This is a genomic window from Proteus genomosp. 6 (assembly GCF_040139785.1).
Lineage (GTDB): Bacteria > Pseudomonadota > Gammaproteobacteria > Enterobacterales > Enterobacteriaceae > Proteus.
In genome coordinates this window covers 198,911-225,084 of the sequence record NZ_JBEEVJ010000004.1, presented here as the reverse complement: position 1 = coordinate 225,084, position 26,174 = coordinate 198,911, and the positions used below count along the sequence as shown (strand labels likewise).

At 38.4% G+C, this 26,174-nt stretch carries 26 protein-coding genes and 1 other annotated feature; of the genes, 18 read left to right on the top strand and 8 right to left on the bottom strand.

The features are described 5' to 3' along the window. Nucleotides 1-2 precede the first annotated feature (2 nt). The 18 genes from infC (at nucleotide 3) to ABN212_RS06930 (ending at nucleotide 16,689) form a co-directional block, all read left to right on the top strand. Nucleotides 3-542, top strand: coding sequence for a translation initiation factor IF-3 (gene infC / locus ABN212_RS07015; protein ID WP_036937410.1), 540 nt, complete (start codon nucleotides 3-5; stop codon nucleotides 540-542). Between the two features lie 94 nt (nucleotides 543-636). Continuing rightward, the gene (gene rpmI, locus ABN212_RS07010) at nucleotides 637-834 is read left to right on the top strand and encodes a 50S ribosomal protein L35 (protein ID WP_004263702.1); all 198 of its coding nucleotides are present in this window, start codon (nucleotides 637-639) and stop codon (nucleotides 832-834) included. Between the two features lie 42 nt (nucleotides 835-876). Continuing rightward, complete coding sequence (gene rplT / locus ABN212_RS07005) at nucleotides 877-1,233, top strand: 50S ribosomal protein L20 (RefSeq protein WP_006537111.1); 357 nt, start codon at nucleotides 877-879, stop codon at nucleotides 1,231-1,233. A gap of 107 nt (nucleotides 1,234-1,340) precedes the next feature. Continuing rightward, nucleotides 1,341-1,464 (top strand) — a sequence feature (Phe leader region). Continuing rightward, nucleotides 1,342-1,389, top strand: coding sequence for a pheST operon leader peptide PheM (gene pheM / locus ABN212_RS18870; RefSeq protein ID WP_120655563.1), 48 nt, complete (start codon nucleotides 1,342-1,344; stop codon nucleotides 1,387-1,389). It overlaps the preceding feature by 48 nt. Nucleotides 1,465-1,563: 99 nt before the next feature. After that, a complete protein-coding gene (gene pheS, locus ABN212_RS06995; protein WP_023582383.1) occupies nucleotides 1,564-2,547 on the top strand; it encodes a phenylalanine--tRNA ligase subunit alpha in 984 nt (327 codons plus the stop codon). A 14-nt stretch (nucleotides 2,548-2,561) separates the two neighbouring features. Next, nucleotides 2,562-4,949, top strand: coding sequence for a phenylalanine--tRNA ligase subunit beta (gene pheT / locus ABN212_RS06990; RefSeq protein WP_109372455.1), 2,388 nt, complete (start codon nucleotides 2,562-2,564; stop codon nucleotides 4,947-4,949). Between the two features lie 4 nt (nucleotides 4,950-4,953). After that, entirely contained in the window at nucleotides 4,954-5,250 is a 297-nt protein-coding gene (ihfA, locus tag ABN212_RS06985; RefSeq protein WP_349443032.1) for an integration host factor subunit alpha, read from the top strand. A gap of 380 nt (nucleotides 5,251-5,630) precedes the next feature. After that, on the top strand, nucleotides 5,631-6,647 hold the full coding sequence (btuC, locus tag ABN212_RS06980; RefSeq protein ID WP_349443031.1) for a vitamin B12 ABC transporter permease BtuC: 1,017 nt from the start codon (nucleotides 5,631-5,633) through the stop codon (nucleotides 6,645-6,647). Nucleotide 6,648: 1 nt separating this feature from the next. Then, nucleotides 6,649-7,398: a vitamin B12 ABC transporter ATP-binding protein BtuD gene (locus ABN212_RS06975; RefSeq protein WP_198619634.1), complete on the top strand. Its 750-nt coding sequence runs from the start codon at nucleotides 6,649-6,651 to the stop codon at nucleotides 7,396-7,398. Between the two features lie 133 nt (nucleotides 7,399-7,531). Beyond that, the gene (arnB, locus tag ABN212_RS06970; protein ID WP_109372452.1) at nucleotides 7,532-8,677 is read left to right on the top strand and encodes a UDP-4-amino-4-deoxy-L-arabinose aminotransferase; all 1,146 of its coding nucleotides are present in this window, start codon (nucleotides 7,532-7,534) and stop codon (nucleotides 8,675-8,677) included. Next, nucleotides 8,678-9,658 (top strand): undecaprenyl-phosphate 4-deoxy-4-formamido-L-arabinose transferase, encoded by a 981-nt coding sequence (arnC, locus tag ABN212_RS06965; protein ID WP_196533292.1) that lies wholly within the window; start codon nucleotides 8,678-8,680, stop codon nucleotides 9,656-9,658. Further along, on the top strand, nucleotides 9,658-11,640 hold the full coding sequence (arnA, locus tag ABN212_RS06960; RefSeq protein ID WP_198632653.1) for a bifunctional UDP-4-amino-4-deoxy-L-arabinose formyltransferase/UDP-glucuronic acid oxidase ArnA: 1,983 nt from the start codon (nucleotides 9,658-9,660) through the stop codon (nucleotides 11,638-11,640). Before arnC ends, arnA begins: the two co-directional genes overlap by 1 nt. A 9-nt stretch (nucleotides 11,641-11,649) precedes the next feature. Then, nucleotides 11,650-12,543, top strand: coding sequence for a 4-deoxy-4-formamido-L-arabinose-phosphoundecaprenol deformylase (gene arnD / locus ABN212_RS06955; RefSeq protein ID WP_109372449.1), 894 nt, complete (start codon nucleotides 11,650-11,652; stop codon nucleotides 12,541-12,543). Nucleotides 12,544-12,550: 7 nt separating this feature from the next. Further along, the gene (arnT, locus tag ABN212_RS06950; protein ID WP_160230314.1) at nucleotides 12,551-14,215 is read left to right on the top strand and encodes a lipid IV(A) 4-amino-4-deoxy-L-arabinosyltransferase; all 1,665 of its coding nucleotides are present in this window, start codon (nucleotides 12,551-12,553) and stop codon (nucleotides 14,213-14,215) included. Next, nucleotides 14,215-14,556, top strand: a complete 342-nt coding sequence (arnE, locus tag ABN212_RS06945; protein WP_349443030.1) for a 4-amino-4-deoxy-L-arabinose-phosphoundecaprenol flippase subunit ArnE — start codon at nucleotides 14,215-14,217, stop codon at nucleotides 14,554-14,556. The genes arnT and arnE overlap by 1 nt, the downstream gene beginning before the upstream one ends. Next, a complete protein-coding gene (gene arnF / locus ABN212_RS06940; RefSeq protein ID WP_198619629.1) occupies nucleotides 14,553-14,951 on the top strand; it encodes a 4-amino-4-deoxy-L-arabinose-phosphoundecaprenol flippase subunit ArnF in 399 nt (132 codons plus the stop codon). Before arnE ends, arnF begins: the two co-directional genes overlap by 4 nt. 149 nt (nucleotides 14,952-15,100) lie before the next feature. Beyond that, on the top strand, nucleotides 15,101-15,592 hold the full coding sequence (locus ABN212_RS06935; protein WP_036937364.1) for a C40 family peptidase: 492 nt from the start codon (nucleotides 15,101-15,103) through the stop codon (nucleotides 15,590-15,592). A gap of 77 nt (nucleotides 15,593-15,669) precedes the next feature. Further along, nucleotides 15,670-16,689: a lipoate--protein ligase A gene (locus ABN212_RS06930; protein ID WP_349443029.1), complete on the top strand. Its 1,020-nt coding sequence runs from the start codon at nucleotides 15,670-15,672 to the stop codon at nucleotides 16,687-16,689. 92 nt (nucleotides 16,690-16,781) lie between these two features. Here the strand turns inward: ABN212_RS06930 and ABN212_RS06925 are convergent, their stop codons facing one another. From ABN212_RS06925 to hemP, 8 genes are all read right to left on the bottom strand, one after another. Continuing rightward, nucleotides 16,782-17,150, bottom strand: a complete 369-nt coding sequence (locus tag ABN212_RS06925; protein ID WP_069369334.1) for a helix-turn-helix domain-containing protein — start codon at nucleotides 17,148-17,150, stop codon at nucleotides 16,782-16,784. A gap of 527 nt (nucleotides 17,151-17,677) precedes the next feature. Beyond that, nucleotides 17,678-18,472: a heme ABC transporter ATP-binding protein gene (locus tag ABN212_RS06920; RefSeq protein ID WP_198619627.1), complete on the bottom strand. Its 795-nt coding sequence runs from the start codon at nucleotides 18,470-18,472 to the stop codon at nucleotides 17,678-17,680. After that, nucleotides 18,469-19,473, bottom strand: a complete 1,005-nt coding sequence (locus ABN212_RS06915) for a FecCD family ABC transporter permease (RefSeq protein ID WP_349443028.1) — start codon at nucleotides 19,471-19,473, stop codon at nucleotides 18,469-18,471. The genes ABN212_RS06920 and ABN212_RS06915 overlap by 4 nt, the downstream gene beginning before the upstream one ends. Further along, nucleotides 19,473-20,288, bottom strand: a complete 816-nt coding sequence (locus ABN212_RS06910; RefSeq protein ID WP_198619625.1) for a heme/hemin ABC transporter substrate-binding protein — start codon at nucleotides 20,286-20,288, stop codon at nucleotides 19,473-19,475. Before ABN212_RS06910 ends, ABN212_RS06915 begins: the two co-directional genes overlap by 1 nt. A 15-nt stretch (nucleotides 20,289-20,303) precedes the next feature. Further along, a complete protein-coding gene (locus ABN212_RS06905) occupies nucleotides 20,304-21,353 on the bottom strand; it encodes a hemin-degrading factor (RefSeq protein WP_349443027.1) in 1,050 nt (349 codons plus the stop codon). Nucleotides 21,354-21,388: 35 nt separating this feature from the next. Then, a complete protein-coding gene (locus tag ABN212_RS06900) occupies nucleotides 21,389-23,416 on the bottom strand; it encodes a TonB-dependent hemoglobin/transferrin/lactoferrin family receptor (RefSeq protein ID WP_349443026.1) in 2,028 nt (675 codons plus the stop codon). A 70-nt stretch (nucleotides 23,417-23,486) separates the two neighbouring features. After that, the gene (locus tag ABN212_RS06895; protein ID WP_198619622.1) at nucleotides 23,487-25,661 is read right to left on the bottom strand and encodes a TonB-dependent receptor domain-containing protein; all 2,175 of its coding nucleotides are present in this window, start codon (nucleotides 25,659-25,661) and stop codon (nucleotides 23,487-23,489) included. An 81-nt stretch (nucleotides 25,662-25,742) separates the two neighbouring features. After that, nucleotides 25,743-25,925, bottom strand: coding sequence for a hemin uptake protein HemP (hemP, locus tag ABN212_RS06890; protein WP_198619621.1), 183 nt, complete (start codon nucleotides 25,923-25,925; stop codon nucleotides 25,743-25,745). Between the last annotated feature and the right edge of the window lie 249 nt (nucleotides 25,926-26,174).

Below are 26,174 nucleotides of genomic sequence, written 5' to 3'. Positions count from 1 at the left end.
GTATTAAAGGCGGAAAAAGAATTCAATCAACGCGTCAGAATCGCATCAATGGTGAGATTCGCGCTCATGAAGTTCGTTTAACAGGTTTAGATGGCGAACAGATTGGAGTTGTTAGTCTGAAAGAGGCTCTTGAGAAAGCCGAGGAAGCAGGTGCTGATTTAGTTGAAATTAGTCCTAATGCCGAGCCGCCGGTTTGTCGTATTATGGACTACGGCAAATTCCTCTATGAGAAAAGTAAGACTCTCAAAGAACAGAAAAAGAAACAAAAAGTTATTCAGGTTAAGGAAGTTAAATTCCGTCCTGGTACAGATGAAGGCGACTATCAGGTCAAACTACGCAACCTGATTCGTTTTCTTGAAGATGGCGATAAAGCCAAAGTCACACTGCGTTTCCGTGGTCGTGAAATGGCACACCAACAAATCGGTATGGAAATGCTTAACCGTATCCGTGAAGATTTGGATGAACTGGCTGCTGTTGAATCTTTCCCTAATAAGATTGAAGGGCGTCAGATGATCATGGTGTTAGCGCCGAAGAAGAAATAGTCGGGCAATTCAAGTAATAGCGTCAGCCTTTAAAGGCTGATTGCTATTCGCCTTATTATTTTATGTTATTAACAATGCGAAGTGGATTATAGAAATGCCAAAGATTAAAACAGTACGCGGCGCAGCTAAGCGCTTTAAAAAAACTGCTGGTGGTGGCTTCAAGCGCAAGCATGCTAACCTCCGTCACATTCTGACTAAAAAGTCAACTAAGCGTAAACGTCATTTACGTCCAAAAGGCATGGTCTCTAAAGGAGATTTAGGTCTGGTCGTAGCTTGCTTACCATACGCATAAGTATCACTTTTTTAACAGAATATAGACATTTAGGAGTTTAATATGGCTCGTGCTAAACGTGGTGTTATCGCCCGTGCTCGTCACAAGAAAATTTTAAAGCAAGCTAAAGGTTATTACGGTGCACGTTCTCGTGTATATCGTGTAGCTTTCCAGGCTGTTATCAAAGCTGGTCAATATGCGTACCGTGACCGTCGTCAGAAAAAACGTCAGTTCCGTCAGCTGTGGATCGCGCGTATCAACGCAGCAGCTCGTCAGAACGGTATGTCTTATAGCCGTTTCATCAATGGTCTGAAAAAAGCATCCATTGAAATCGACCGTAAGATTCTGGCTGACATCGCTGTATTCGACAAAGTAGCATTCGCTGCTTTAGTTGAAAAAGCGAAAGGTGCTCTGGCTTAATTATTTATTAAGCAATGGAAGAGGGAGTTTTCTCCCTCTTTTATTTTGTCTAAATCTGTGGCTTAATGATATAAATTCAATAAGTTAATATTTTAAGAGACATTACCAATGTTAAATATCGCTTTTTTCCGTTTCTTTTTTTACTTTAGCGCCTAATTCAAGGGGGCTTTTGCGCATAAGAAAAGAAACGAAAAGTAGCGCCTGAGCCTCCAATATGGAGGCTTTTTTGTTTTCAGATCCCAATACTGGGTTAGAAACCAAAAAGGCAATTTTATTCGTCATCATTGATAACAACTAATAGACCTCATCAGGTCAAAGGAAGAGGAAACGATGCCACATCTCGCTGAACTCGTTGCTCAAGCTAAAGCAGCTATCGAAGAGGCACAGGATGTTGCTGCGCTGGATTCGGTTCGTGTTGAATACTTGGGGAAAAAAGGTCATTTAACGCTTCAGATGTCCACGCTGCGCGACTTACCCGCGGAAGATCGTCCAGCTGCAGGGGCTGTCATTAATCAGGCTAAACAAGAGGTTCAGCAAGCGCTGAATACTCGTAAAGATTATCTTGAATCAGCATTATTAAACGAACGTTTATCTGCTGAGAAAATCGATGTATCTTTGCCTGGTCGCCGTATTGAAAACGGTGGTCTACACCCAGTAACTCGTACAATTGAACGTATTGAAACTTTCTTTGGCGAATTAGGGTTTTCTGTAGAATCTGGCCCTGAAATCGAAGATGATTATCATAACTTTGATGCGTTGAATATTCCTGCACATCACCCAGCAAGAGCCGACCACGATACTTTCTGGTTTGATGCGAAGCGTTTACTGCGTACACAAACATCGGGTGTACAAATTCGTACTATGCAAGATAAACAGCCACCTATTCGCATCATTGCACCAGGTCGCGTATATCGCAATGACTACGATCAGACTCACACACCAATGTTCCACCAAATTGAAGGCTTAATTGTTGATAAAGACATTAGCTTTACCAATTTAAAAGGAACACTACATGATTTCCTAAAAAACTTTTTTGAAGAAGATATGGAAATTCGTTTCCGTCCTTCTTATTTCCCATTCACTGAGCCTTCAGCAGAGGTCGATGTAATGGGTAAGAATGGTAAATGGTTAGAAGTGTTGGGTTGCGGTATGGTTCACCCAAATGTATTACGTAATGTAGGTATCGATCCTGAAGTTTATTCAGGTTTTGCGTTCGGTATGGGTATGGAACGTCTGACTATGTTACGTTACGGTGTCACCGATTTGCGTTCATTCTTCGAAAATGATCTTCGTTTCCTCAAACAGTTTAAATAAGGTGGGATTATCTCATGAAATTCAGTGAACTTTGGTTACGTGAGTGGGTAAACCCAGCGATTAGTAGCGAAGCGCTTTCTGAACAACTGACAATGGCTGGCCTTGAAGTTGACGGCGTTGAAGCTGTTGCCGGTGATTTTCACGGTGTGTTTGTAGGTGAAGTTGTTGAATGTGGACAACACCCTAATGCCGATAAATTGCGTGTAACGAAAGTTAACGTAGGCGGTGACAGATTACTCGATATCGTTTGTGGCGCACCTAATTGCCGCCAAGGCCTAAAAGTTGCAGTTGCAACTGTTGGCGCTGTATTACCAGGCGACTTCAAAATTAAAGCAGCAAAACTTCGTGGTGAACCCTCTGAAGGTATGCTGTGCTCATTTTCTGAATTAGCTATTTCAGAAAATCATGAAGGTATTATTGAATTACCTGCTGATGCACCTATTGGCATGGATATTCGTGAATACTTAAAATTAAATGATAATGCGATTGAAATTAGCATTACACCAAATCGTGCGGATTGCTTAGGTATTTTAGGTGTTGCTCGTGACATCGCTGTTATCAACAAAATGGAATGCCAAGTACCTGATATGTCGCCTGTTGCGGCAACTTCTTCAGCAACATTCCCTGTGCGTGTTGAAGCGCCAGAAGCGTGTCCACGTTATTTAGGTCGTGTTTTCACTAATATGAATGTGAAAGCAAAAACACCTTTATGGATGCAAGAAAAGTTACGTCGTGGAGGCATTCGCTCTATTGACCCAATTGTTGATATCACCAACTTAATCCTACTTGAAATGGGGCAACCGCTACATGCGTTCGATCTTGATCGCGTTGAAGGTGCTGTTGTTGTTCGTATGGGTAAAGAAGGTGAAAAACTGACTTTACTTGATGGCAATGAAATTACATTAAAAGAAGATGTATTAGTTATTGCTGACGAAAAACAAGCATTAGGTATGGCTGGTATTTTCGGTGGTGAATCATCAGGTGTTAATGAAGAAACGAAAAATGTTTTCTTAGAGTGTGCATTCTTCTCTCCATTATCCATCACAGGCCGTGCACGTCGTTATGGCTTGCATACTGATGCCTCTCATCGTTTTGAGCGTGGTGTTGATTTTGAGCTGCAATACAACGCAATTGAGCGCGCAACTAAGTTACTGTTAGAAATTTGCGGTGGTGAAGTTGGTGAAGTGATTGATGTAACCAATAAAGCACATTTACCAAATATTGCACCAGTTAAATTAACACGTAAAAAATTAGACCGTTTATTAGGTCACGTAATTGATGATGCACAAGTTCTGGATTCATTAACTCGCTTAGGTTTCAACGTTTCTGTTGAAAATGATGGCTGGTTAGCAACAGTTCCTTCTTGGCGTTTTGATGTTCAAATCGAAGAAGATTTGATTGAAGAAGTTGCTCGTATTTATGGTTACAACAATATTCCAGATGTACCATTACGCGCTGATTTGGTAATGACTAATCATCGCGAAGCGAACTTGTCATTAAAACGCGTTAAAACAATGCTAGTAGACAACGGCTTCCAAGAAGCAATTACTTATAGTTTTGTTGATCCTAAGATCCAATCTTTACTACATCCAAATGAAGAAGCATTAATTCTGCCTAATCCAATTTCAGCGGATATGTCAGCAATGAGACTGTCTTTATTAACCGGATTATTGACTACGACTGTATATAATCAGAACCGTCAACAATCTAGAGTTAGGTTATTTGAAGCAGGTCTGCGTTTTGTTCCTGATAATCAAGCAGAATATGGAATACGTCAGGAACTTATGTTAGCTGGTGTGATCGCGGGCAACCGTAATGAAGAACATTGGGGTTTAGAGAAGCAAACTGTTGATTTCTTTGATTTGAAAGGTAATATTGAATCAATTCTGGAATTGACAGGCCAGCTAGATGAAATTACATTTAAACCAGCTAATCATTCAGCACTTCATCCGGGACAAAGTGCTGGGATTTATCTGAGAAATGAATATATTGGCTGTATTGGCGTTGTTCATCCAGAGCTTGAACGTAAACTTGACTTAAACGGTCGTACGGTAGTATTCGAAATACGTTGGAATGCAATTGCAAATCGCAGTTTACCACAAGCAAAAGCAATTTCTCGTTACCCTTCGAATCGTAGAGATATCGCTGTAGTTGTTCCGAATGATGTTGCTGCAGAGGATATTTTAGCCGAATGTAAGAAAGTTGGCGGAAATCAAATAGTTGGCATAAACTTATTTGACGTGTATTGTGGTAAGGGAGTAGCAGAGGGCTATAAAAGCCTCGCTATTAGCATAATCTTGCAGGATATCGAGCATACACTGGAAGAAGATGAGATTGCTGCAACAGTGAGTAACTGTGTAGCAGCATTGAAACAGCGATTCCAAGCATCCTTGAGGGACTAGACCTATGGCGCTTACAAAAGCTGAAATGGCAGAAAATCTGTTTGAAAAACTTGGTGTTAGCAAACGCGATGCAAAAGACCTTGTAGAATCCTTTTTTGAGGAAGTGCGTCGTTCTCTTGAAAATGGAGAACAGGTGAAGCTGTCTGGATTCGGAAACTTTGACCTGCGTGATAAAAATCAGCGCCCAGGTCGTAATCCGAAAACTGGGGAAGACATTCCTATTACAGCTCGCCGTGTTGTTACTTTCCGCCCAGGACAAAAGTTAAAAAGCCGGGTTGAGAGCGCAACACTAAAAGAATAAGATTTAAAAAACATCCAAAACGGCTTTCTTTGAAAGCCGTTTTTTTATCATTATTGTCTGTATTTAATTTTGATGATAAACGCATTAGGATGTTTATATTTATCGATATAGTCTGAATGGATATTTCTATTTGGATGGAAGGTTTTTATTTTTTCGTTATCTTTCTTTTTATTCTCATTTCTTATTTTGACTCTTTCTTTTCATCTCTTGCCTATATCAACACTGTGATAGTTAATTCCAGTTTTTTCTCCATTATTAGAGACTGGCTTACATGTTCTAAATTTAGTTTTTCATCATTGAATACGAACATGTTATGTTGCTAAAAAATTATTTTATAAATAAAAACAGTAAGAGCCGTTGTTGCATGGATAGGGAATGAAATGAATAAAGAAAAAGAAATAAATCCTCTGATTAAATTTACTAAAAGACAACGCATTGACGACAGAAAAAAGCTGTTTCTAATGACATTAGTATTATGTTTCTTGTTTGTTTTTTCCCTCTCTGTTGGTGAGATTACGTTATTTCCACATCAATGGTTAACAGATGAAGCCCATTTATTTGTTTGGCAGATCCGTTTACCAAGAATACTTGCAGTAGTGACTGTTGGTGCCAGCCTAGCAATTGCAGGCGCTATTATGCAGGCACTATTCCAAAATCCACTCGCAGAGCCAGGATTACTAGGAGTAAGCAGTGGTGCGGGAGTGTGTGTTGTATTAATCATTGTTTTACAAATTGGTTTAAGTCCTTGGTTAATAAGTAGTGCGGCGATACTCGGTGCATTAGGGATCACTCTCTTATTAATGTTTTTTACTCGCATAAGAAAACTGTCTAATGCTCAGTTACTATTAATTGGTGTGGCATTAGGTGTTATGGCAAGCGCGATAATGACTTGGCTGGTTTATTTCAGTTCAGCTTTGGATTTAAGACAATTAATGTATTGGTTGATGGGGAGTTTTAGTGGCATTGATTGGCGTCATCAAATCTTATTTTGGACTCTTATCCCTATTGTCTTAATTCTTATTCTACAAGCTGATGTTCTTAATTATTTATCTTTGGGTTCATTCAGAGCAAAGCAATTAGGTATATCCGTTAATCAATGGCGAAATTGGTTTATTTTAGCCGTTGGGTTATTGATAGGGCTGAGCGTTGCTTTAGCGGGCGCTATAAGCTTTGTAGGGCTTGTTGTACCGCATTTATTAAGACTATGTGGAATAACCCATTATAAAACGTTATTACCCGCGTGCGCGCTTGCTGGTGGCGGATTATTATTGCTTGCTGATCTGCTATCTCGCTTGATTTTAAATGGTGCAGAAGTTCCGATAGGAGTGATTACAGCAACGCTTGGTGCGCCTTTATTTATCTGGTTATTGGCAACAAAAGAGATGGGGCGTTTGTAATATGGCGTTACTTAAACTTGAGAATTTAAGTGTTAATAATCGACTTAACGCATTTACAGAACAAGTAAATTATGGCGAACGTGTTCACTTAATTGGCGCAAATGGCGCGGGAAAGAGCACACTTTTAATGGCAATCGCAGGAGAGCTTCCATTTAATGGTGAAATCATTCTAAACGAAACTTCAATAAGACATTATAAATATGATGATCTTTCTAGAATGCAGAGCATTGTTATACAACAATTGGAAGCTTTGTCATTTATGCCTGTTTTTCATTATCTCTCGCTATATCATAAATTGTCGAAAATGGATGTTCAGCAATTAAATATGCTGTTAAATGATTTTAAAATTGACAAATTATTGTCAAAAAACATTCATCATTTATCAGGAGGCGAATGGCAAAGGGTTAGAATTGTTGGTGCATTTATCCAATTATGGTCAAGTTATGATTTAAAAGGAAAATTAATATTACTTGATGAACCAACGAATAATTTAGATGTCGTACAGTTGGCAATTTTGGATAAATGGGTTGATAAATTTTGCCAACAAGGTGGTGCCGTTATTATGAGTACACATAATTTGAATCATTCTTATCAAAAAGCAGGCAGAGTTTGGCTCATAAAAAATGGATATTTGGTTAATTCTGGCGCATCTGCACTCTTATTGGACGAAAAATTATTATCAACTACATTTAATTCAAATATCAAGTGCATCAATGATGTTGATCATATTGATTGGCGGGTTTTGCAATAATATGACTATTGTTAAGCTTATCCCCAAGTAATTATTAAGGATTTTTTAATGTTTTCTTAATAAGACGGATGTCGGTGAACAATAGTTTGTATATAATTGTTTTTTATTCATTCATTAACTAGGCTACATTTTTATGAGTCACTTCCTTCCTTTCTCTCGCCCTGCGATTGGCGATGAAGAAATCAAAGCCGTTGAGGATGTACTGCGTTCAGGTTGGATTACAACAGGCCCTCAAAATCATCAATTAGAGCAAGATTTTTGTGAAAAATTTGGTAGCAAACATGCTATCGCAATTTGCTCTGCCACTGCGGGTATGCATGTTGTTTTAATGGCGATGGGAATTGGCGCTGGTGATGAAGTTATCACACCATCACAAACTTGGGTTTCGACGATGAACATCATCACATTACTTGGTGCAGAGCCAGTGATGATTGATGTTGACCGTGATACTTTGATGGTGAGTGCAGAAGACGTCAAAAAAGCAATTACACCTAGAACGAAAGCAATTATTCCGGTTCATTATGCGGGTGCACCTTGCGATCTTGATGCATTAAGAAAAGTTGCACAAGATGCAGGCATTCCTCTTATTGAAGATGCAGCGCATGCTATTGGTACTCGCTATAAAAATGAATGGATTGGTGAAAAAGGAACCTCTATTTTCTCTTTTCACGCGATTAAAAATGTAACTTGTGCAGAAGGCGGATTAGTTGTTACTGATAATGACGAATTAGCCAATAGAGTACGTTGCTTAAAATTCCACGGTTTAGGGGTAGATGCCTTTGATAGACAAATTCAAGGTCGTAAACCTCAAGCAGAAGTTGTTGAACCTGGCTATAAATACAACTTATCTGATATTCATGCAGCGATTGCTGTGGTGCAATTAGGGCGTTTAGATGAAATGAATGCTAAACGTGCTGAGTTGGTTGCACTGTATCGTGAAAAACTCAAAGATTCTCCATTAGAAATGTTGAGTGTCCCTGAATATTCACATTTACATGCAAATCACCTGTTTATGGTGAGAGTTGATAAAAATGCCTGTGGTATCGATCGTGATGCTTTTATGGAGAAATTGAAGCAAAAAGATATTGGTACAGGGCTTCATTTCCGCGCAGCGCACACCCAAAAATATTATCGTGAGCGCTATCCTTCTTTATCCCTTCCTCAATCAGAATGGAACTCTGCAACGTTATGCTCGCTGCCGCTGTTTCCTGATATGAGTAATGAAGATGTTATTCGCGTTGTAGATGCGATCAATGAAATTCTTTCGGAGCATATTTAAGTGTCAACATTTGATGAAATCAAGAAAGTATCGGTTGTAATCCCCGTTTATAACGAGGAAGAGAGCCTTCCTCAGCTTTTAGAGCGTACAATTAAAAGCTGTAAACAATTAGAACAAGAATATGAACTGATCCTTGTTGATGATGGTAGTAGCGACAATTCAGCTAAGATGTTAGAAGAAGCGGCTGCCATTGAAGAAAATCACGTTATTGCAATTATTTTAAACCGTAATTACGGCCAACACTCCGCAATTATGGCTGGTTTTAATCAGGCTGATGGTGATTTAGTGATCACATTGGATGCTGATTTACAAAATCCACCTGAAGAGATCCCAAGACTTGTCGCGACTGCTGAAGAAGGGTATGACGTTGTCGGAACTCGTCGTCGTAACCGCCAAGATTCATGGTTTCGTAAAACCGCTTCAAAAATGATCAACTCAATGATCACTAAAGCAACGGGTCGCTCTATGGGAGACTACGGTTGTATGTTGCGTGCTTATCGTCGCCATATTGTTGAAGCGATGTTACAGTGTCACGAAAGAAGTACATTTATTCCAATTCTGGCGAACACATTCGCTCGTCGTACTATTGAAATTGATGTTGCTCACGCAGAGCGTGAATATGGCGATTCAAAATACAGTTTTTTAAAGCTGATTAATTTAATGTACGACCTATTAACTTGTTTAACCACGGCACCATTACGTTTATTAAGCATTGTCGGCAGTGTGATCGCTGTATCTGGCTTTGTCTTAGCCTTACTGTTGATTATTTTACGTATTATTTTCGGTGCAATGTGGGCTGCTGAAGGTGTATTCACACTTTTTGCAATCTTATTTATGTTTATCGGTGCGCAGTTCGTTGCAATGGGCTTATTAGGTGAGTATATAGGCCGAATTTATAATGATGTAAGAGCGCGTCCTCGGTATTTTATCCAAAAAGTGGTTGGTATTAATAAACCCAACGAAGATCAGGAAAAAGACTAATGAAAGCAATAGTATTTGCCTATCACGATATTGGCTGTGTTGGTTTGAAAGCACTTGAAAAAGCAGGTTATGATATTCAGGCTGTATTTACCCACACTGACGATCCTAATGAAAATCATTTCTTCTCATCTGTTGCTCGTGTGAGTGCAGAAATGGGATTGACAGTATTTGCACCTGAAAATGTCAATCACCCATTGTGGATTGAACGTATTCGTGAAATGAAACCTGATGTCATTTTTTCTTTCTATTATCGTCACATGTTAAGTGATGAGATCCTGAATTTGGCACCAAAAGGCGCGTTTAATTTACACGGTTCTTTATTACCAAAATATCGTGGCCGCGCACCAATTAATTGGGCGATTGTGAACGGTGAAACAGAAACGGGTGTTACTCTGCATAAAATGACAGCGAAAGCTGATGCAGGTGATATCGTTGCTCAAGAAAAAGTCACTATTGCAGATAATGATACTTCTCTGATTTTACATGAAAAAGTAAGAGAAGCTGCTGATAAGTTACTTTCTAGAGCGTTGCCACATATTGCATCAGGTGATTATTCAACAACTGCACAAGATGAAAGCCAAGCAACTTATTTTGGCCGTCGTTGCGCTGATGATGGTTTAATCGACTGGAATGCAGATGCAAAAACAGTCCACAACTTAGTACGTGCTGTTACAGAACCATACCCAGGTGCATTCACTTTCTTAGGTGAACGCAAAATGATTATCTGGCGTTCACGCGCTATTGCTGATAATCAAGGCAAACGTCCTGGTACTGTCATTTCAACAGAACCTTTAGTGATTGCGTGTGCGAAAGGTGCAATCGAAGTTGTTACTGGCCAAAGTGAAAATGGTCTTTATGTTCAAGGAAGTCGTTTAGCGGCAGAAATGGGCATTGTGACTGATGTTCGTGTTGGACCCAAAGCAACGGCACAAGTAAAACGTCGTAAACGTGTTCTGATTTTAGGTGTGAATGGCTTTATTGGTAACCATTTAACAGAGCGTCTATTGAAAGATGATAACTATGATATTTATGGTATGGATATCGGTTCTTCTGCAATTGAGCGCTTTATTGGTAATCCACGTTTCCACTTTATTGAAGGTGATGTGAGCATTCATACAGAATGGATTGAATACCACATTAAAAAATGTGACGTTATTCTGCCATTAGTGGCTATTGCAACACCAATTGAATATACCCGTAATCCATTACGTGTATTTGAATTAGACTTTGAAGAAAACTTAAAAATTGTACGTTATTGTGTTAAATATAATAAGCGTATTATTTTCCCATCCACATCAGAAGTTTATGGTATGTGTGATGATAAAGAGTTTGACGAAGATAATTCACGTCTGATTGTTGGTCCAATTAATAAACAACGTTGGATTTACTCTGTATCTAAACAGTTATTAGACCGAGTTATTTGGGCTTATGGTGCCAAAGAAGGTCTTAAATTTACGTTATTCCGTCCATTTAACTGGATGGGACCTCGTTTAGATAACTTAAATTCAGCACGTATTGGTAGCTCTCGTGCAATCACACAATTAATTCTGAACTTGGTTGAAGGTTCTCCAATTAAATTGGTTGATGGTGGTGAGCAAAAACGTTGTTTCACTGATATTAATGACGGTATTGAAGCTTTATTCCGTATTATTGAAAACCGTGATAACAAATGTGACGGCCAAATTATCAATATCGGTAATCCAACTAACGAAGCAAGTATTCGCGAATTAGCAGAAATGCTGTTAGATTGCTTTGAAAAACATGAGTTACGTGGTCACTTCCCTCCATTTGCAGGCTTCAAGAAAATTGAAAGTAGCAGTTACTATGGTAAAGGCTACCAAGATGTTGAACACCGTAAGCCAAGCATTAAAAACGCAGAGCGTTTATTGGATTGGAAACCAAGTATTGAAACTCGCCAAACAGTAGAAGAAACATTAGATTTCTTCTTACGTGGCGCAGTTGAAGAATTAGGCACTAAATAGGAATAAATAATGAAGAAAGTTGGTTTGAGAGTTGATGTGGATACTTATCAAGGAACGAAACAAGGTATTCCACAACTGCTGGATGTATTTGCCAGACATAACATTCATGCCAGCTTCTTCTTTAGTGTAGGTCCAGATAATATGGGGCGCCATTTATGGCGCCTTTTAAAGCCTAAATTTTTATGGAAAATGCTGAGATCTAATGCTGCATCACTGTACGGCTTAGATATTTTATTAGCAGGAACAGCATGGCCGGGTAAAAAAATTGCTAAAAATTTAGGTTATTTGATGAAAGAAACCCAAGATGCGGGACATGAAGTTGGATTGCATTCATGGGATCATCAAGGCTGGCAAGCAAAAGTCGGGCGCTGGTCAACAGAAGAATTAATGCAACAAGTTCGTTTAGGTGTTGAAGCACTGGAAAAAGCACTTGAAAACCCTGTAAAATGTTCGGCAGTTGCTGGATGGCGAGCAGATGAACGCGTATTAACAGTGAAAGAAACTTTTCAATTCGATTACAATAGCGATTGTCGAGGAACGCATCCTTTTAGGCCCATTTTAGAAAATGGTTCTATCGGTACGGTGCAAATTCCAGTAACATTACCAACTTATGATGAAGTTGTTGGTACAAAGGTAAAGGATGAAGATTTTAATCAATTTATTATTGATGAAATCAAAAAAGACAGTGGAATACCTGTTTATACTATCCATACCGAAGTTGAAGGAATGTCAAAAGCCGCTCAATTTGAGCAGTTACTGGCAATGATTGCAAATGAAGGCATCGAATTCTGTCCGTTAAGCGATTTATTACCACTAGATAAAGAAACGCTTCCGATGGGTAAAGTTGTTCGATCTGACTTTCCAGGTCGAGAAGGCTGGTTAGGGTGCCAACAAGAGGTCTAACGAAACTATGTTGAATAACCGGGCGAGTAAAATCGGGGCCATCCTCTTGGCTCTTTTTTTTGTTCTTACCTACTTATTTCCATTGAACAGCCGATTATTATGGCAACCAGATGAAACCCGTTATGCGGAAATTAGCCGTGAAATGGTGGTGAGCGGGAACTGGATTGTTCCTCATATGCTCGATATTCGCTATTTTGAGAAGCCCGTAGCAGGTTATTGGATCAATAATGTTAGCCAATTAATTTTTGGCCACACCAATTTTGCTGTACGTTTTGGCTCAGTTATTTCTATTCTCTTAAGCACATTACTTGTCTATTTATTGGCAAGAATGATGTGGCGTAACCGCCAAGTTGCCTTTGTTTCTAGTTTAATCTATTTATCCATGTTCTTAGTGTTTAGCGTAGGTACTTACAGTGTATTAGATCCTATGTTGGCACTTTGGGTTACCGCAAGTATGGTTTGCTGTTTTTGGGCGCTTAAAGCTACCACAGTAAAAACACGAATATTGGCGTGGATAACATTAGGGCTTGCATGTGGTATGGCATTTATGACCAAAGGATTTTTAGCGTTAGCTATTCCGGTCATTGTTATGATACCTATCACGCTGTATCAAAAACAATTTACGCAAATGTTGCTCTATGGCTTACTTGCCGTATTTAGTGCAGCATTAATTAGTTTGCCGTGGGCATTGGCTATTGCTAAGGCAGAGCCAGATTATTGGCACTACTTCTTCTGGGTTGAACATATTCAGCGTTTTTCGGGTGAAGATGCTCAACATAGTTCTCCATTTTGGTACTACATTCCTGTTGTATTACTCGGCGTTATACCGTGGCTTGGTCTATTGCCTGGAGCATTAACTAGCGCATGGAAGAAAAGACGTAAGCGTCCTGAATTATTTTTCTTATTATGCTGGTTTGTCGTTCCATTCTTATTTTTTAGTATTGCGAAAGGTAAGCTACCGACGTATATGCTGCCGTTTATGGCGCCGCTAGCAATGCTAATGGCGAAATATGGCGTAGATTGTGCACGCAAATTTAGAATGAAAGCGCTGCGTATAAATGGTTATATCAATATCTTTATTGGTGTTGCTGTTGTTATCGCTATTTTAATTATCCAACTCGCTTCTTCAAAACCTATATATATGCCATATGAATGGTCTAAATGGGTATTAGCTATAGTGGCATTTTCATTATGGGGCATTATTGGTTATCTTTGCTCTACACTTAATGGAAAACACTGGTTATGGGCGGCGTCTTGTTCGCTAGGCGTTAGCTTATGTATCGGTCAGGCAATACCAAATAGCAGCGTAGATGGAAAGTTACCTCAAGAATTTATTCGCCAAAATATAGAGACATTAAACGCAAGCAAATACATTGTGAGCAATAGTGTTGGTATCGGCGCGGGATTAGCGTGGGAATTACAGCGTAGCGATATTTACCTTTATGAAAGAACAGGCGAATTAACTTACGGTGTTGAAGAGTACCCTGATTCTCAGCATAAATTAATTAAGCCTGATAATTTTGCTCAGTGGTTAGAAGAAGCAAGAAAAGAAGGGAATGTTTCAGTTGTTATTACCTTTAAAGATCCTAAGAAACTAGCACAATTACCAAGACCTGAAGAGCTGGTGACAAACCATCGAGTTGCTATTTTAACTTATGAGAAGCGTAATTAATGTCATTTGTTTTATTGCTGATCGTGAGCTTTTTGACCTGCATAGGGCAAGTTTGTCAAAAGCAAGCGGTGGTTAGCTGGCAAAGTGACTCATTAACAAAAGCCAGAAAAACGATTTTCTGGCTTTTTATTGCCATCGCAATGCTTGGTTTGGGGATGTTGTTTTGGTTACGATTATTACAAATTCTGCCTCTTAGTATTGCTTATCCTATGTTAAGTATTAACTTTATTGTGGTGACATTAATTGGCCAGTTTGTTTATAAAGAGCCCGTTAATGTAAAACATTGGATTGGTATCGCGTCAATTATGATTGGTATTATATTGATGAGTATACAAGCATGAAAGGCTATCTATGGGCAATTGGAAGCGCATTATTAGTGACGGCGGCTCAATTGTTGCTAAAGTTTGGTATGTCTGAATTACCAGCTTTACAGCTAGAAAAACAGTGGGTTGATTTTTCATGGTTGTGGGCCAATGTAACGCCACTCGCTATCGTGTTTGCTGGCCTTGTCGGTTATGTTCTTTCTATGGTTTGCTGGCTATTCACTTTACGTACCATTCCTTTAAATAAAGCCTATCCGCTGATCAGCTTGAGTTATGTGTTTGTTTATATTCTTGCAGTGATATTGCCTTGGTTTCAAGAAACACCATCATGGACAAAAACAGCGGGTGTAGCATTTATCATGGTCGGAGTGTGGTTAATAAGCCAAAAAACGAAAGAAGCACAATCACATTAACTTAATGATTGCAGAATTTATTTTCTGATCCCTGTTGTTAATTGTGCGATTTATTCTACCAATCATCACTCATTCATCTTCAATAACTTGTTTTTGCTTAAAAAAGCAGATAGATTTTAAAATCTATGGTAATAACAATGGTGGATGCAATGAGAAAGTCCGTTTTTTATCCTTTCTTACTCTGTATTATTCTGCTGGCTGGGTGTTCATCTAGTCCGTCTAAGCGTATTCCACCAGCGCCTCCCTTAAAAACACAACTTTCCGATCCCATCATGGTGATAGTGCAATTAAAATCGCAACTTGAGCAATGGTATGGTACGCCTTACAGCTATGGTGGAATGACGCCTTCTGGTATTGATTGTTCAGGCTTCGTGTATAAAACTTACAGTGATCGTTTTGATATAAAACTTCCTCGAATGACCATTGATCAAACCAAATATGGTACACAAATCAGTAAAAGTGATTTAATGCCTGGTGATTTGGTTTTCTTCAAAACGGGCGGTGGTGAAAATGGGCTTCATGTCGGTATTTATGATACTGATAATACATTTATTCATGCATCAACTAGCAAAGGGGTAACTCGTTCATCCCTTGATAATGTCTATTGGAAAAAGACATTTTGGCAGGCTCGCCGATTGTAGTTTCGTGCCATTTAACAGCCTAATATATTGAGAGTTATGGTATCTTATACCTTATTTTCTTCATATAGGTATTCCTTATGTCAGGCAAATTGCGTCTGTTAATTTCCGAGTCTTATGATCCTTGGTTTAACCTTGCTGTTGAAGAGTGTATTTTTAGACAAATGCCCGCTGATCAACGAGTACTTTTTCTTTGGCGTAACGATAATACGGTAGTTATTGGTCGAGCACAGAATCCATGGAAAGAGTGTAATACCCGTAAAATGGATGAAGATGGTGTGAAATTAGCTCGCCGTTCAAGTGGTGGTGGGTCTGTTTTCCATGATCTTGGCAATACCTGTTTTACCTTTATGGCAGGAAAGCCAGAATATAATAAAACAATTTCAACTCAAATTATTCTTGATGGATTGTTAAAAGCAGGCATTAATGCTACGGCATCAGGACGTAACGATTTGGTGGTTCCTCAAGATGATGGTGAAAGAAAGGTTTCTGGATCAGCCTATAAAGAGACTAAAGATCGTGGTTTTCATCATGGTACATTATTAATAAATGCTAACTTATCTAGACTAGCTAATTACCTCAATCCAGATCCGAAAAAACTTCAAGCTAAAGGTATCACTTCTGTTCGCTCTCGAGTGGCTAATTTGATCGAGCTTAAACCTAATATTACCCATGAAAAACTTTGTGAAACTATCACTGAAAGCTTTTTTGAATACTATGGTGAACGAGTAGAAGCAGAGATTATTTCACCGCAAAAATTACCTGATTTACCCGGTTTTGAAGAAACTTTCACTAAACAAAGTAGTTGGGAATGGAATTTTGGACAAGCACCTGCATTTTCACATCTTTTAGATAATCGTTTTAAATGGGGGGGCGTTGAGCTGCATTTTGATATTGAGCGTGGCAACGTTATTAGAAGTCAAATATATACAGACAGTTTAGATCCTGCGCCATTAGAAGCATTATCAGAGATGTTGGTAGGGCAACGTTACACACCTGAGTCTCTAAAAGCGCTTATTGAGCAACTCATTCAGCGATATCCTAATAATAAAATAGAGCTTAACGAGCTTCAAGAATGGCTTGTGACAGCGATAGCGTAATTTTTATCAACGTTAGAAAACGATAAACAATAAGCATAAAAACCAGCTAAAAAGCTGGTTTTTTCATGAAGAATAATGTGATGTGAAATTGATTAGTGATTTTCACATGACATAAAGCAATGAGTGTCTGGCATTTTGCCATTTTCTCTAAATTTAGCGGGTGTAGTATTGAAATGCTTTTTAAAGATACGTGTAAATGTTGCTTGAGAGCTAAAACCATACATTAAAGCGATATCTAAAATAGACATATCTTTTTCTTGTAATGATTTAGCAGCTTCTAATAAGCGACGTTTACGAACATATTCGCCTAATGTGCAGCCTTTAAAATCTTTAAAAATGCGTTGCAAGTGCCACTTAGAGTAGCCACTTTTATTTGCAATCGTATCGATTTTTATACCTTCGTTACGTTGTAACTGGGTTTCTAACCATTTCAGAATATCATTAACGACATTTTCAGCCATAAAACCTCCCACAAAAATGGTGGGGACACAGTGCCCAAGTAAATAGAATAGTAACGTATGTTATTTATAACCTATTTTAAGCATGGGGAAAATAACAGGTAGGCAAAAAGTGCTTTTCGTGATTGATAATCATTATCACAACGATAGGTGTGACTTATGTAGTTTAAGTAAAGTTCAGTTTACTGAATATTTCTGATTAAAAATGATATTTTGTATGACTTTTACTTTGTTGAATTTATTGATTTATTTTTTTAACTTAATAGTTCTGTTATACCTTTTATTTGTCGCTCTGTTATGCTTTTTGGTGTGAAACGCAAGCTAATCATTGATTAAGGTGTATTTGAAATTCAATTTATTTGACTGAGTATCGAAAAATTAAAATAAGATTTATTAATCAATTAATGTGATATTACCTTCACCATTTTATTTTCAATTGATAAGTTTATTGATAATAAATTAACTAAGCCACCTATTAGAAAGTAATGCTAAAAGGTGGCTTGGTAATAAAAATTCAGGTAGTGCTCTTTTTAGGGGCGTAGAAAAACTTGAGGATATAAATGTTCTGGATGAGTGTTAACACTCACATCTGCGCCATACCATTTTTGTATATTTTCTGTTGTGAGTACGCTGTGTGGTGTACCTTCACAAACTAACTTTCCTTGATGCAGTAATAAAATTCTATCAGCATAAAGAGACGCTAAATTAAGATCATGCAAAACACAACACACCATAAGATTTTGTGTTTTTGCCAATTTTTTTAATAAACGTAAGCTGTGTTGCTGGTGGTAAAGATCAAGTGCGGAGGTTGGTTCATCAAGGAACAATACGGCTTCTTGTGGTGTAGGGTGCCATAATTGCGCTAACACTCTAGCAAGTTGTACTCGCTGTTGTTCTCCTCCCGATAATTGACGATAGTCTCTATCTTTAAATTTTAAACAGTCTGTTTGGAGTAGTGCGGTTTCAATTGCCATTTTTTTATGTTGCTGCCCATGAGGTGTTCTTCCCATAGCAACCACTTCTTCGACTGAAAATGAAAATGAAAGCTGACTATTTTGTCGCATAACAGCACGGTTTTGCGCTAATTGCTGGCTATTCCATTGTGAATAGTTTTTTTGTTTAAAATAACATTGACCTTGTGTTGGTGTTGTATAGCCTGTTAATAAGCGTAATAGCGATGATTTTCCTGCGCCATTAGGGCCAATAATGGTAACTAATTCCCCAGCATTAAACGAAAGCGACACATCATCAATAATGGTCTTATTGCCGATTCGGTAAGTTAAATTATTTCCATAAAGTAATGGCGTGTTTTGTTTTTCAATCATGACATTCTTCCTGCGGGTTGTCGTAAGATCAGCCAAAGGAAATAAGGACCACCAATTAATCCTGTAATGAGCCCCACAGGGATTTCTGCTGGAGATACCAATGTTCGTGATAATGTGTCAGCAGCGAGTAATAGTGTCGCACCACCTAAAATAGTGGCAGGTAATAGCCATACATGATTACTCCCAATGCGCATACGAATAAGGTGCGGAACAACAAGTCCAATAAATCCAATAACACCACTCAGTGCGACAGCACAGCCAATTAAAATAGCGCTAAGAAGTAACAAAATAAACTTGGTTCTTCTCACATTTAGCCCTAAGTAATGCGCTTCTTCATCACCAAGTTGTAATAGGTTTAATTTATGGCTTTGCCAACATGCCAAAATGCTGACAGAAATGATCACAATGGTTGCAATAGATAAAGTTTTCCAGTCAATCTGGCTTAATGAACCCATCATCCAAAGTGAGAATTGACGTAACTGTTGGTCGGTACTGATGTAACTTAATACACCAATAAAAGACATACATAGCGCATTGATAGCAATACCGGCAAGCAATAACCGCGCTAAATTACCATCACTTAATTGATGCAATGAGAAGATAATCATTGCCACAATTAAACCGCCAATAAAGGCGGCAACAATATGACTGTAAAATGCAAAGGCTGGCGAAAAAGAGAACGGTAGAATAATCACAATGGCAACCATTAGTGCTGCACCGCTACTAATACCAAGTAAACCAGGATCAGCTAATGAGTTTCTAAATAATCCCTGCATTATTGTGCCCGATATTGCTAAAGCTCCTCCAACAAGAATGGCTAATAATACGCGAGGTAGACGGATATCTAGCCAAATTTGCCATTCCATATCATCAAAAGAGCTATTCCATAATGTATGAAACGAAAGGGCTAATGCACCGCTATTCACAGAAATTAATGTAACCGTAGTGAGTAAAAAGAGTAAAACTAAAATACTCATCCACGGTGAACGAAAACGAGACATTATTGCTCCAACGCTTGACGAATTTGATGCATGACTTCTGGTGTTGAAAGGGTAAAGCCTAATAATCCCATGTCATCAACAACAACATAATGCTTGTTTTTACCCGCTGGTGTGTATTTTATGCCAGGTAACTCCCATAGTTTTTCAATTCCGCCAATACCTTTAATACCTTCTTTGGTTACTAGCAAAATATCAGGTTGGCTTGCAATAACACCTTCTTGAGAAAGTGGGCGATAGCTTGTAAACCCTTGCATGGCGTTTTTACCGCCGACCAGTGAAATAATGGTATCCGCAGCTGTATTTTGACCCGCAGCCATTGGAACAACACCACCATGACTCATGATATAAATGACTTTCTTATTGATAGGAGTGGTTGAAATTTGCTTAATAGAGAGGGCGAGTTTCTCTTTTAGTTGATTGCCTTCTTGTTCTTTATTTAAAACCGTCGCAATGGTGTCTATTTTTTCATTAATGGCTTCTAATGAATGTGTACCTGTAATCGTTTTAACAGCAACTCCAGCCTCTTTAATACGACGTAATGCTAAAGAAGGGCGAGCGAGTTCACTGGTAATGATCAACGTTGGTTTGACAGATAAAATTCCTTCTGGGTTTAGCATTCGCATATAACCCACATCAGGAAGTGTTTTCACTTGTTCAGGAACTAAACTGGTGCTGTCTCTTGCAATAATCTGCTCGCCTGCACCTAATGCGAAAACAATCTCTGTGATATCACCACCAATGGTTACGATACGTTCATTGGCAGAGCTAATGAACGACATGACGCTACACAGGATCAAAAGAAGCCATTTTTTCATTAAATCATTCTCCGATTAGGCGATTTTAGTGAGGGTATTCACTTGTTCACGCCATTGTAGTTGCTCAGCAGTACCTTCAGTGCGTTGTCCGTAGAGTTGAGCAATTTGCTGTCCCTTGTTATCAAAGATTTCAAGGCTGGTAACAAACCCATCTTGAGTTGGTTTACGTGTTACCCAACTCTCTGCAATTTCACTTTCAATTAAATGAAGTGTAAAAGCAGGATTGAAAACGTTGATCCAAACTTGCTCACTATTTTCAAATTGATGCGGTACTAGACGATCAATTTGGCCTGTAAAAATTTGTACACAGCCACGGCTACCGACAAATATCATGATCTCGTTTTGCGCTTCTTTAGCGAGCTCTAATAAGGTTTTCAGCGCGTTGTTATCAACTTGATAAGCAAGGTCATCAGGAACCGCTTTGAATGCTTGTTGACGACTTAAGTTATTTTCTTTTAGTAATTTGAAGAATTGGTGAACGTCAGTCATTGAACGCCATTGTTGTTCAAGTTGTTCCGCTAATTCATTACTAACAGGCGTGTTTGAGTATGGTTCAACAGGAGTGATATCTAGAACGGGGTTTTCTTCAGATAAAAATGCTTGAATAAGTGCATTCCATTCATCCATATTCGTGTTATCTGTTGCATAGACTTTATGTAATGCATCACCATGCATATCAAAGAATTGAATGCTATAACGCGTTCCTTTTGATGTTTCTTCGGTAAGTGCAAAAATACTTGACCAATAAGCGAAGAAAAAGCGTAAATCCATTGCACGCGGATTTAAGATTAACCCTGCGTGATCGTTAAAACGGGCATTTGTGTATTCACCAAGGTGTTCATGAACGGCAATATCATTACGAGTAATCGCTTTGACTTCACCTACTTTACTCAATGCTTTTAATAATTCTTGTACATCATTGCGTAGACGCTTTGCATCGTGTCCTACACGGGCATGAGTGAGTTCGGCTTCACTGACATTTAAGTAAGTAGCGAGATCTCGTGCATATGAAGCTTTTTTGTCCGCTTTAGCTTGCAGGTAGCTCTCATAAAGAGGTTTATTCACAGAAACTCCTATTATATCGTTGATTTTATTGTTAATTACCACTGATAACTTACAAGTACTTTTGCATTTCGACCTTCTTGAGGAATACCTGCAGAAGAGTAATAAGTTTTATCAAATGCGTTACTCAGTACAAATGAGGTTGTTAATCCTTTTAATGAGGCATTACCTTCATAACGAAGGTAGAAATCATTAACGCCATAACCTGCTTGTTGGCGATTGGTTGGGCGATTAAAACGGTCATGTTTGGTAAAGTCCGTTTTTTTGGTAAATTGACCGACCCAACCCACAGAAAAATCGGTACTTGGTACAGGAACATCAAAGCGACTGGTTAATGTATCTGGCTCAATTGAGGTAATTGAGGCATTTGTCGCATTATCTTTTCCTTTGGTATGGTTATAAGCTAAATCCCAATTAAAGAATTTTGATTGATAGCTCATCGAAACATCCCATCCCCAGATAGTTGCTCTTGGAATATTTGTTGACTGTGTATATCCCTGAAAAATAGCAACATCTGCATCAATATAATCTTTTGCGCGAGTATTGAAATGGGCAGCTTTAATTTTCAGATTATCATTATTAGATAATAAGTCGTCGAATTGAAAACCGAATCCATATTCAGTGGTTGAATTGGTTTCAGGCTTTAAATTAGGATTTGGGCGCCAATAGTTTGTTGGTGCTCCAGGGAAAGGTGCATCAAAATGTTTCGCATCGTTATACATCTCACCTAAAGTTGGTGCTCTAAATGCTTGTGAGTAAGAGGTATAAAGCATTGACCAGTCGGTAGGTGTAATACTTATTGCACCTTTTGATGACCATTTGTCTGCGGTAATATCATCATAACGATCGTTTTGGCTCTTATATTTGTCAAAACGTGTTCCTAAAATTAGGAAGACAGGTAAATCACGTAAAGTGACTTCATCTTGTACCCAACCGGACATAAAACGGATATCGGCTTGTGGGAAGCTTTCTGCATTTTGGCTTGGTGATTGTTTTTGTTTATAAACCTCGCCACCATAAGTAAAGCCATGTGATGCAAAGCTGTACGTACCCACTTGTGAGCGGTTTTCCAGTTTTACGCCATAGGTTTTTTGCTCTCGACCTTCAAATCCTTTTTGTATCGTTTTGGCATTGATATCAACTTCACTGTAATAAGCCTGTGTTTTCAAATTAATCCATTGTGAATCTGAAGGATCAAATTGATAGGTTAACTGAACATCTTTTTGTGTCGTGGTGCGATCAGTTTCTACGTTTGCAGATGTTGGGTCACTGGCAACTTGAGGATTTTTAGGTTGATTTGTATTGTTATGGTAATAGCGGAATTGCCCACTTAATGTGTTGCTATCATCAATTAACCAGCGTCCTTTAGAAAGGAGATTAATAATGGTTTCGTCATTTTGAGCGCGATAACCCCCACCGTAACGAGTATCACCTTTATCACGGGCTGATAATGCAACGAGTCCATCAAGGTTATCATGTCGGCCAAAAGCTGTTACACCAAGACCTTGGCTATGTTGTGCTGTATTACCAAGACCTGTAACACGTACGCCGCCTTGTTCGTTTTTTGAAAGTAGATCGCTTGCATCAACCGTATCGTAAGCGATAACACCGCCAAGGGCACCGCTACCGTATAAAAGAGCAGAAGGACCACGAATAACTTCAACTTGTTTTATAAGCAGAGGATCAACAAAAATACTGTCGATATGACCGGTGTCTGTTCCTTGGCGAACGCCATCTACAAGTGTCAGTATTCCATTTTTACTGTATCCACGCATACTGATGGTTTCACCATTAGTACGACCTGCGCCTGAAATTGAAATGCCAGGCACATGGCGAAGTAATTCAGAAGCACTTCCTGCTGTTTCTGACAACGCATTGTTATTTTTTATAACTGTTGACATCATCGGTAATGTAAAGCTATCACGCTCATTACCCGTCGCATAAACTGTAAGCACTTCTGTTTTTTTCTTCTCATTAGTTTGCGTCTTCTCTTGTGCAGATACACAAGCAGAAGAAACTGCAATTGCCAGCAAACTGAATTTAATCAATAGGGATGACTGAGACATGTAGATGGATCTCCGTTATTTAATGGGCTGTTAAATACAGCCCTTTGTTATGTAGATTATTGCTCCTCATCTACCAGCGATAACTGATGGACATTTTGATATTTCGACCTTCTTGTGGCACACCTAATGCTGAGAAATATTCTCGATTAAACGCATTGGCGAGCACTAACGCGGCTTGAATATCTTTATTGTTTTGAGATTGATAACTAATTGAAAAATCGTGAATACCATAGCCCGGATATTGGGTAATAAGTTCTTGCATTCGATTTGTGGTTTTGCCTTTTACATGAGGCGCTTGTCCTCGATGTGTACCTTTATTGGCAGTAGCACTAGCGAATTTTCCTGACCACCCTAATGAGAATGGGGTTTTAGTAACAGGAAGTTGAATAAAGGTCGTCAGTATTTCAGGGCGAACAGGCGAAATGGTTTCATGTGTGGTTAACTCAAGGGTATGAGTACGGTTATAACTTAAACCTAGAGAAATTAATGGGTGTGAATAACGCAGACTAAGATCAATACCTTCAATCATTGCTTCGGGAATATTAAATGCTTGGAGATTTAATTTACCCGCAAATGAACTTGAATGCCAAGGACCATAAGTAATGTAATCCTTTGATTTAGTATCAAAATAAGCTGCTTTTAAAATGAGTTTATCTTGTTGTGATAAAAGCTGTTTAAATGAGAAATCAGCGCCATATTCCCAAGTGCTATTTCTTTCAGGTTTTAAGTTTGGATTAGGCACCCAATGCGCATTAAAAAAACCCGCTTTAAAATGGAATGAATCATTAAACATTTCATTTAAAGTTGGCGCGCGAAACGCAGTTGAATAGGTAGAATAAAGTTGTAACCAACGTGTTGGTGTGAATGCTAACGTGATATTTTCAGTTGTTCCTCGATAACTCGATGTATGTTTTTCTGCTTGTAATGTTTTAGCCGAAAATTTACTGAAGAAAGGATCAAGTCCTTCACCAGGTATATTTTTGTAATAGTGATAACGTATACCCGTTGTGAGTGTGAGAGGGAGTGATGGTGTACTGAGAGAACTTTGCAACCAACCTGCGATATAATTCATTTTCGCTAAAGGAAAGTTTTTTGCTTCTTCATTTGATTGCATTTTCTGCTGATAAGCTTCTGTACCAATAATCACAGATTGATTGAATGTGTCAAACCAATTGATACTGGCATTATCTTCAAATTTAAGCCCGTAAGTTGATTGTGTACGTGCTTCGTATTTACCTATTTTACCTTGGATATTTTTTTTTAAATCTGACGTTGTTAATTTAGTATCCGTTAAAAAAGTTTGGTTAATATCAAACTGTGAATAGTAAAGATAAGTGGTTAAATCTAACCATGAGTTTGTATCAGAAGCATAGTGGTGAGTGAGCGCATAATTTTTTTGCTGAGTATCGCGCTGCATCTGGTTACTTTCATTCTTGCCAAATCCACCCATTCGATGCAAAACTTCTCGTTGTTCACCTGAATTATCATAATGGCGAGCTGAAATAATAAGCGTTTGATTTTCAGTTGGATAAAAATAGGCTTTTGCAAAGAAATTTTTAATATGCTCGTGATTTTCTAATTTATCACCATTAGCAAGACGAATAGGACCACGTTGACGTTGGCTATACGCAAATAAGCCTTCTGCAATATCGTGTCTTGCTGCAATAATGCCACCATAAGAAAAATGGCGATCTGCTGATGAAACTGAGCTAAATAGTTTTGCGCCTAATTTTTTATCCGTACTTAATATAGATTGAGGATCAAGAGTATTAAACGCGACAACTCCCCCCATAGCACCAGCACCATGCAAAGTGGATGCAGAGCCGTGTTTTACATCAACACGTTTAATTAAAGCAGGATCAAGAAAGACACCACCTAAATTATTTATGGTGTTTTCTAGTGGTTGATAAATACCATCAACGAGGATCTTGACGCCTTTTTGATCGTATCCTCGCATCAGAATATTTGCGCCATTCGTGATACCTGTTCCTGATAACGTTACACCAGCAACATCTTTTAATATTTCTCCCGCAGTTGAAGCGGTTTGTGTTTTAGCTGAAGAAGCATCAATAACAGAGTGAAAATCTGAGGATCGATCGTCGTTATAGCCAATAACAGTAAGAGCGTCCGTTCCTATATTTTCAAGATGTGCAGAGGCAATAGGGGAATACAACAGACAAAGTGCTGTTGCTATACCTGAATATTTGAAATGTTTTTTCAGCATACACATACCATAAATATCCATAAAAAGTCCTTGTATATGGAGTTATTTAGCTGGCTGCCTAGCTGAGTCGATAGGTGGCTTGCACGTTATTGTCAAAAAAGATTATTTAGTCAGGATCAGTTTTCCTGCTTTTGTTTGACGTAGTTGATACAACTCTCCGTTATGTTGAATGTAAACCACGCCATCTTTGCCTAATAATTCAACGCTATTAATAGATTGAATTATTGAAGAATGAGAGTTCTGTCTGATTAAAGAACTCTCCAAATTATTAGCTTTTTTATTCATAATACACTAAGAGTAATAAGCGTTATCATTATGATAATCATTATCGTTAACAAAAGTGTTTAGACAAGCTTTTTTTAACGTGAAAACGTAAATTTAAGTCATATTGTGAATCATTTGGGCGATGTGAAAGAGAAACTGAAGAAAAATCACACAAAGGATTAATAACCTGAATGATAAAAGGTGTTTTTTTATAATGCTATCGTGATTAAGCGTTAAATATGCGATAGGGAAGAGGGAATATGTCTCACC

Bases quoted from the DNA above. Each gene is read 5' to 3' on its own strand.
- ABN212_RS06935 (WP_036937364.1), top strand. From the start codon at position 15,101: ATGAGAAAGTCCGTTTTTTATCCTTTCTTACTCTGTATTATTCTGCTG.
- arnB (WP_109372452.1), top strand. From the start codon at position 7,532: ATGAGTCACTTCCTTCCTTTCTCTCGCCCTGCGATTGGCGATGAAGAA.
- ABN212_RS06895 (WP_198619622.1), bottom strand. From the start codon at position 25,661: ATGGATATTTATGGTATGTGTATGCTGAAAAAACATTTCAAATATTCA.
- ABN212_RS06975 (WP_198619634.1), top strand. From the start codon at position 6,649: ATGGCGTTACTTAAACTTGAGAATTTAAGTGTTAATAATCGACTTAAC.
- arnF (WP_198619629.1), top strand. From the start codon at position 14,553: ATGAAAGGCTATCTATGGGCAATTGGAAGCGCATTATTAGTGACGGCG.
- arnE (WP_349443030.1), top strand. From the start codon at position 14,215: ATGTCATTTGTTTTATTGCTGATCGTGAGCTTTTTGACCTGCATAGGG.
- pheT (WP_109372455.1), top strand. From the start codon at position 2,562: ATGAAATTCAGTGAACTTTGGTTACGTGAGTGGGTAAACCCAGCGATT.
- rpmI (WP_004263702.1), top strand. From the start codon at position 637: ATGCCAAAGATTAAAACAGTACGCGGCGCAGCTAAGCGCTTTAAAAAA.
- ABN212_RS06920 (WP_198619627.1), bottom strand. From the start codon at position 18,472: ATGATTGAAAAACAAAACACGCCATTACTTTATGGAAATAATTTAACT.
- arnA (WP_198632653.1), top strand. From the start codon at position 9,658: ATGAAAGCAATAGTATTTGCCTATCACGATATTGGCTGTGTTGGTTTG.
- pheS (WP_023582383.1), top strand. From the start codon at position 1,564: ATGCCACATCTCGCTGAACTCGTTGCTCAAGCTAAAGCAGCTATCGAA.
- arnD (WP_109372449.1), top strand. From the start codon at position 11,650: ATGAAGAAAGTTGGTTTGAGAGTTGATGTGGATACTTATCAAGGAACG.
- ABN212_RS06930 (WP_349443029.1), top strand. From the start codon at position 15,670: ATGTCAGGCAAATTGCGTCTGTTAATTTCCGAGTCTTATGATCCTTGG.
- arnT (WP_160230314.1), top strand. From the start codon at position 12,551: ATGTTGAATAACCGGGCGAGTAAAATCGGGGCCATCCTCTTGGCTCTT.
- ABN212_RS06900 (WP_349443026.1), bottom strand. From the start codon at position 23,416: ATGTCTCAGTCATCCCTATTGATTAAATTCAGTTTGCTGGCAATTGCA.
- ABN212_RS06910 (WP_198619625.1), bottom strand. From the start codon at position 20,288: ATGAAAAAATGGCTTCTTTTGATCCTGTGTAGCGTCATGTCGTTCATT.
- hemP (WP_198619621.1), bottom strand. From the start codon at position 25,925: ATGAATAAAAAAGCTAATAATTTGGAGAGTTCTTTAATCAGACAGAAC.
- ihfA (WP_349443032.1), top strand. From the start codon at position 4,954: ATGGCGCTTACAAAAGCTGAAATGGCAGAAAATCTGTTTGAAAAACTT.
- ABN212_RS06925 (WP_069369334.1), bottom strand. From the start codon at position 17,150: ATGGCTGAAAATGTCGTTAATGATATTCTGAAATGGTTAGAAACCCAG.
- rplT (WP_006537111.1), top strand. From the start codon at position 877: ATGGCTCGTGCTAAACGTGGTGTTATCGCCCGTGCTCGTCACAAGAAA.
- btuC (WP_349443031.1), top strand. From the start codon at position 5,631: ATGAATAAAGAAAAAGAAATAAATCCTCTGATTAAATTTACTAAAAGA.
- ABN212_RS06915 (WP_349443028.1), bottom strand. From the start codon at position 19,473: ATGTCTCGTTTTCGTTCACCGTGGATGAGTATTTTAGTTTTACTCTTT.